The sequence below is a fragment of the Desulfocurvibacter africanus subsp. africanus DSM 2603 genome (genome assembly GCF_000422545.1).
In the GTDB taxonomy this organism is placed as follows: domain Bacteria; phylum Desulfobacterota; class Desulfovibrionia; order Desulfovibrionales; family Desulfovibrionaceae; genus Desulfocurvibacter; species Desulfocurvibacter africanus.
This window is the reverse complement of sequence record NZ_AULZ01000010.1, coordinates 178,347-184,472: the sequence shown is the minus strand read 5'-3', so window position 1 is coordinate 184,472 and position 6,126 is coordinate 178,347. Positions and strand designations below refer to the sequence as shown.

6 protein-coding genes are annotated in these 6,126 nt (G+C 61.6%); all 6 read left to right on the top strand.

What is annotated here, in order from left to right:
- The first annotated feature begins 84 nt into the window (after positions 1–84).
- The 6 genes from H585_RS0108325 to H585_RS0108300 all read left to right on the top strand — a co-directional run bounded on the left by H585_RS0108325 (position 85) and on the right by H585_RS0108300 (position 6,075).
- A complete protein-coding gene (locus tag H585_RS0108325; RefSeq protein ID WP_027367487.1) occupies positions 85–864 on the top strand; it encodes an acyl-CoA dehydratase activase in 780 nt (259 codons plus the stop codon).
- Positions 865–1,057: 193 nt separating this feature from the next.
- Complete coding sequence (locus H585_RS0108320; RefSeq protein ID WP_027367486.1) at positions 1,058–1,603, top strand: DUF2975 domain-containing protein; 546 nt, start codon at positions 1,058–1,060, stop codon at positions 1,601–1,603.
- 9 nt (positions 1,604–1,612) lie between these two features.
- A complete protein-coding gene (locus H585_RS0108315) occupies positions 1,613–1,825 on the top strand; it encodes a helix-turn-helix domain-containing protein (RefSeq protein WP_014259902.1) in 213 nt (70 codons plus the stop codon).
- A 654-nt stretch (positions 1,826–2,479) separates the two neighbouring features.
- On the top strand, positions 2,480–4,117 hold the full coding sequence (locus H585_RS0108310; protein ID WP_014259903.1) for a glutamate synthase-related protein: 1,638 nt from the start codon (positions 2,480–2,482) through the stop codon (positions 4,115–4,117).
- A 117-nt stretch (positions 4,118–4,234) separates the two neighbouring features.
- Positions 4,235–5,401, top strand: coding sequence for a sensor histidine kinase (locus tag H585_RS0108305; RefSeq protein ID WP_014259904.1), 1,167 nt, complete (start codon positions 4,235–4,237; stop codon positions 5,399–5,401).
- Positions 5,398–6,075, top strand: a complete 678-nt coding sequence (locus H585_RS0108300) for a response regulator (protein WP_014259905.1) — start codon at positions 5,398–5,400, stop codon at positions 6,073–6,075. The genes H585_RS0108305 and H585_RS0108300 overlap by 4 nt, the downstream gene beginning before the upstream one ends.
- The last annotated feature ends 51 nt before the right edge of the window (positions 6,076–6,126 follow it).

Below are 6,126 nucleotides of genomic sequence, written 5' to 3'. Positions count from 1 at the left end.
GAGGAAGGGATGGGGGTCCGGGGGAAGGGAAACCCCTTTTGCAAAAGGGGTTTCCCTTCCCCCGGTCGCCGGAGGCATTCTTTTATGCTTATCGCAGGTATCGACATCGGCTCGCGCTCCATCGAACTGGTGGCGCTGAACGGCAAGGGCGTCGCGTATCGTGCGCGCACGGCCACGACCTTCGATCCGCTGGACCAAGCCAGGCGCGTGCTGGCCGAGGCACCCGGCCGCATCGATCTGCTGGTGGCCACGGGCTACGGGCGGGGGCTGGTAGAATCCGCGGACCTGGGCCTGCCGGTGCGCACGCTGACCGAGATCAAGGCCTACGGCCTGGGCGCGCACAGCCTGCACCCCGAGGCGCGCACCGTGCTGGACATCGGCGGGCAGGACACCAAGGCCATCTCGCTGCTGCCGGGCGGCAGGGTGGGCAGGTTCGAGATGAACGACCGTTGCGCCGCCGGCACGGGCAAGTTCCTGGAGTTCATGGCCACGGCATTTCAGGTGCCGGTGGAGGCGTTCGGGGCTTTTGCCTGCCGGGGCGGTGGCGACGTGCAGATCGGCAGTATGTGCACGGTCTTCGCCGAAACCGAGGCGACCTCGCTCATGGCCAAGGGCGAGCGGCCCGAGAACATCGCCCTGGCTTTGCACCGCGCCGTGGTCAAGCGCACCGTGGGCATGCTGGGCCGTGTTGGGCTGGAGTTCCCGTTGCTCTTCGCCGGCGGCGTGGCGCATAATCCGTGCGCCGTGAAGCTCCTGCGCGAGGTTGTGGCTGGCGAGGTCATCGTGCCTGGTGAGCCGGACATGGTCGGCGCCCTGGGTGCGGCATTGTGGGGCGCGCAGCAGGAGGGCGCGGTGTCGGTGTGACGAACTGGATTATTTGAGCGGAACGGCGTCCTGCCGGTCCGCTTCTCCCAGCCTTTCCCCGCCCAGTCTCTTACCAAGGGGCTCATCGCCTTGCCTCGGCAAGTGTCGACAACGAAATACAGACAAAAATTATCGTTTGACAGTAATGTTGTATTGAATATAAGGAAGTGGCCTGACCATAAAGGAGGCCATCATGATGATACGCAGCCTGGGACAATTTCGGAAGGTTTGCACTATCCTGCAGGTAACGGCCGCGGTGCTCGCGCTGGCTCTTCCCGTGGGTGGCGGCATCTTTTGGATTTTCGTGGAGCGCATCCCCCCGGAGCTGCTGCAAGATTTCCTGCCGGTTTTGCCGAGCATGCCAATACCACTTTCGACCAAGATGCTTGGCTTCATGATCATGATGATGCTGCCGGGCGCCGTGAACGTATACGGCTTGGTCGTCGTGAGCCGGCTGTTCCGGCTCTACAAGCAGGGCAGCATCTTCCAGCCGGGCGTCATTCACTGCTATCGCAAGCTGGGGCTGGCCATCCTGTTGTCCGTGCCTGCGGATATTCTCTGCAAGCCGCTGCTGAGCGTCGCACTGACCTACGCTAATGGACCAGGCCATCGCACGCTTATCGTAGGCCTGAGTTCGAACGATATCAGAGGATTACTCGTCGGCGGAGCGGTGCTGGCCATCGCCTGGGTCATGGAACAGGCGCAGAAGCTGGAAGAAGAACAAGCTCTGACCATTTAAGAGGCTGTCATGCCCATAGTAGTCACCCTTGATGTCATGCTGGCCAAGCGCAAGGTCACTTCCAAGGAGCTGGCCGAGGCCGTCGGCATCACCAGCCAGAACTTGTCAATCCTCAAGACAGGCAAGGCCAAGGCCATGCGGTTCTCCACGCTGGAAGCCATCTGCAAGCACTTGGCATGTCAGCCTGGAGATATCCTCGAATACAGGCCGAGCGAGGAATGAAACGCGCAATATTTGAGATCAAGCCGCTCTGCTGCGTCCAGCGTTGGTCAGGACCGTCCGGCCCTGGCCATCTAGAGCAGATTGCTTTTAAGACGCCCGCTCCGGCATTGACGGCGCAAGTGAATTGCGCCTACGCCGAAGCTAGCGGCAAGCCATGCCGACGCATGGCTTGCAGAGCATTTTCAAAAGCAAAATGCTCTAAACGTATAGCCGATTCCCAGCACGGCCGATCAGGTTGCGTCCACGTCAGCTTGTCCAGTTCGCCCCTCGTTGTGTCGCATACGATCAACGTGCGGTCCGGGTGCCAGCGCAAGCCGCTCGGCAAAGCCAGATCAAAGCCAGATTCAGGCAAGCCTTAGGTCCTGACATACCTTACAAATCAGTCTTTCCTTGACAGCGAGCAGGATAACCGTGCAGGGCATGCGCCGGCATCCTTGCTTGTACCCCTCTGATGACACTCGGGATTTTCTCCCGATTTCTCGGGAACCATCTCCCGATAATTTCCACCTTTCCCCTATCGACCCGCAGGTAGCCATTTGGGATATAGGCGCGTTCCCATAACACAATCGGGGCAAAGTCCCCGGGCGCGCGAAATTCGGGGTGACAGAATACGGTATCCGACGACGCGAGCCTCTCGAAAGAGCAGGAGGATGTATGCAGTGGTCCAAGGCAAATGACGTGCTGGGCACCATGAATCGAGGCAATCCCACGGAGTCGGGACTGTGCACTCTATGCAGAGCCGATTGCATGGGCAAATGTGAGACCTGGCTATCGAGCCTAAAGGGACGCAGCCTGCTCTATCCCAGGGATTTCGGCCTGATCACGGCCGGCAGCGGCAATACGCACCATGTCGGCGTCTGCTACAATTCCTTGCGCGTACAGGGCTTCAGCTACGGCGCGCGCGGAATGAACAACGGGCTTACGAATAGCCCCGACGACTGTCTGTTCACTAATGTGAGCCTGGAGACAGAATTCGGCAACGGCACGAAGACCAAGGCCCGCTTGCCGTTCATGACCGGCGCGCTGGGCTCGACCTTTATCGCCGCCAAGTATTGGGATTCCTTCGCCGTGGGCTGCGCCCTGGTGGGCATTCCCATCGTCGTGGGCGAGAACGTGGTTGGCGTGGACCGCCGGGCGGAACTGCAGAACGGGCGCATATCCAAGGCCCCTGAACTCGACCGCCGCGTCGAGATCTACAAGCGCTGGTACGACGGCTACGGCGCCATCATCGTCCAGCTGAACGTCGAGGATACACGCAACGGCGTAGCCGAGTATGTCATCGACAAGTACGGCGATGACGTGTTCATCGAGCTCAAGTGGGGCCAAGGCGCCAAGAATATCGGCGGCGAGATCAAGGTCACCAGCCTCGATTACGCCCTGTTCCTCAAGAAGCGCGGCTACCTGGTCGATCCCGATCCCGAGAAACCCGAGGTCCAGGAGTCCTTCAACAGCGGGGCCTTCCACTCCTTCGCCCGCCACAGCCGCCTCGGCTACACCGAGCTCTCCACGGTCGAGCAGGTACGCGAGAACTTCATGCTCTCCGTGGACTACCTGCGCAAGCTCGGCTTCAAGCGCATCTCGCTCAAGACCGGGTCCTACGGCATGGAAGCCCTGGCCATGGCCATCAAGTTCGCCTCCGATGCCAAGCTCGAACTGCTGACCATCGACGGCTCCGGCGGCGGCACGGGCATGAGCCCCTGGAACATGATGGAAAGCTGGGGCGTGCCCTCCCTCCTCCTGCACGCTAAGGCCTACGAATACGCCTCCATGCTCGCCGCCCGCGGCCAGCGCGTCGTGGACCTGTCCTTTGCCGGAGGCTTCGGCAAGGAAGACCAGATCTTCAAGGGCCTGGCCCTGGGCGCACCGTTCGTGAAGCTCATCTGCATGGGCCGCGGCATGATGGTGCCCGGTTTCCTGGGCGCGAACATCGAAGGCGCTCTGCATCCCGAGCGCCGCGAGCGCGTGAGCGGCAACTGGGAGACCCTGCCCAAGACCGTGGCCGAGATCGGCGACAAGCCGGAGAAGATTTTCGCCGGCTACTATGACCTGCAGAAGAAGGTCGGCCCGGAGCAGATGAAGGAGATTCCTTACGGCGCCATGGCCATATGGACCATGGCTGACAAGCTCTCCGCGGGCCTGCAGCAGCTCCTGGCCGGAGCGCGCAAGTTTTCGGTGCGCGACATCACTCGCGAGGACATCACTGCGGCGAACAGGGAAACGGAGCACGAGACCGGCATCCCGTTCATCACTGAAGTCCAGGATGAGATAGCGCGGCGGATCCTCAATTCCTAGCTTTGCCGACGTGTCGCCCTTGGCGCACGGCCTGTTCGCAAGCGTCCACCCTTCCAGGCTGACAAAGCCTGGAAGGGTGGTTATTTATGGTCGCCGGACTCATCCGAGGGGCGGAACGTGAGCGACAAGAACAAGACCAAGGTCGAGCTACTCCTGGAGATCGCCGAACTGCGCCGCAGGGAAGCCGATTTCCACGCCCTCAAGGGGGAACACGAGCAGGCTCTGCGAGCGCTGCGCGAGCGGATCAAGGAGCTGCACTGCCTATATGCCATTACCCGACTGGCAGGACGTAGGGATATCTCCCAGGATGAGCTTTTTCAGGGGGTTGTCGAGATCGTCGCCACGTCCTGGCAATATCCCGAGATCACCTGCGTGAAGATCGTGGCCGGTGGACGCACCTACGTCACGGCCAACTACAGGCGCGCGCGCTGGCGTCAGTCGAGTCCGCTCCTCGTGCATGGCGAGCAGGCCGGAAGCGTCGAAGTCCGCTACCTGGAGGAGCGCCCGGCCATGGGCGAGGGTGGCGAAGGCCCTTTTCTGAAAGAAGAGCGGAGCCTTATCGATGCAGTGGCGGATAGGCTGTCACGCATTCTCGAATCCAAGCGGACGGAGGAGCATGTGCGCGTGCTCTCCCGCGAGCTCATCAAGGCCCAGGAATGCGAGCGCCAGCGCATTGCCAGGGAACTGCACGACAACGTGGCCCAGGAGCTCTCCATGCAGCGTCTGGGCATCGAATCCCTGCTGGCCGAAGAAGCTCTGCCGGAATCCAAGCTGAGGGACGACCTGTCCTTCATGTCCACCCGGCTGGCCGCCATCATCGCGGGGGTGCGTGATCTCTCCTACGATCTCCTGCCTCCGGGTCTTGAACAGCTCGGTCTGGTGGCCACGGCTTTCCGCCATTGCGAGGAATTTTCCACCCGCCACGGGATACAGGTCGACTTCTTCGCCGACGGCATGGATGACTTGCACCTGGATTTCGAGACGCAGATAAACCTGTACCGGATCATCCAGGAGGCCCTGGCCAACGTGCGCAAGCACGCCGGGGCCACGCGGGCTCGGGTCAGGCTCATCGCCTCCTACCCGCATATCCTGCTGCGCATCGAGGACACCGGCCGGGGATTCGACATGGATGCGCGGCAGACGGATGCGCCGGAAGATAAGCGCATGGGGCTGTGGAACATGCAGGAGCGGGCCAGGCTGCTCGGAGGCCGCCTGATCATTCGCTCGAAACCTGGTGCGGGAACCAAGATCACGGCGGAAGTCCCGTGCAAGGAGAAGCAATGAGCCAAGCCAAGCGACTGCTGGTTATCGACGACCACCCCCTGTTCCGCGAGGGCCTCAAGGCAATCGTATCCCGCGATCCGCGCTACGTTGTCTCCGCCGAAGCCGGAAGCGGCGTCGAGGCGTTGCAGCTTGCGCGTTCGGTCAAGCCGGAGATCATTCTTCTCGACCTCTCCCTGCCGGACGGGAGCGGTCTGGACCTGATCGAGCAATTCAAGACTCATCTCCCCACGGTGCACATAGTCGTGGTCAGCATGCACGCCAAACTCGATCTCATAGCGGCGGCCTTCAAGGCCGGGGCGGAGGGCTATCTGGTCAAGGAATCCACGGCCGAGCGGCTGCTCCAGGCTCTCGATGCCGTGACCAGGGAACAGCAGTACCTGGACAGCGCCATCTCGCCCAAGGTCGTCCAGAAGCTTCTCGAATTCTCGACCAGGCGCGCCCAGATGACCGATTCTGCTTACGGCAGCCTTACCCAACGGGAGCAGCAGATCATGCGCCTCTTGGCCGACGGCTGGACCTCGTCCGCCATCGCCGGCAAGCTGTTCATCACGCGCAAGACGGTCGAGAACCATCGCGCCAATATCATGAGCAAGCTCGGCCTGAAGAATCTCGCCGATCTTGTCCGCTATGCAGCCCGGCTCGGGCTCATCGACATCGACGCAATGCCGGAGTGAGCTCTCCGGCCAAGCGTTTTCGGGTCGAGAAAAAACACCTTCGGACTGCTG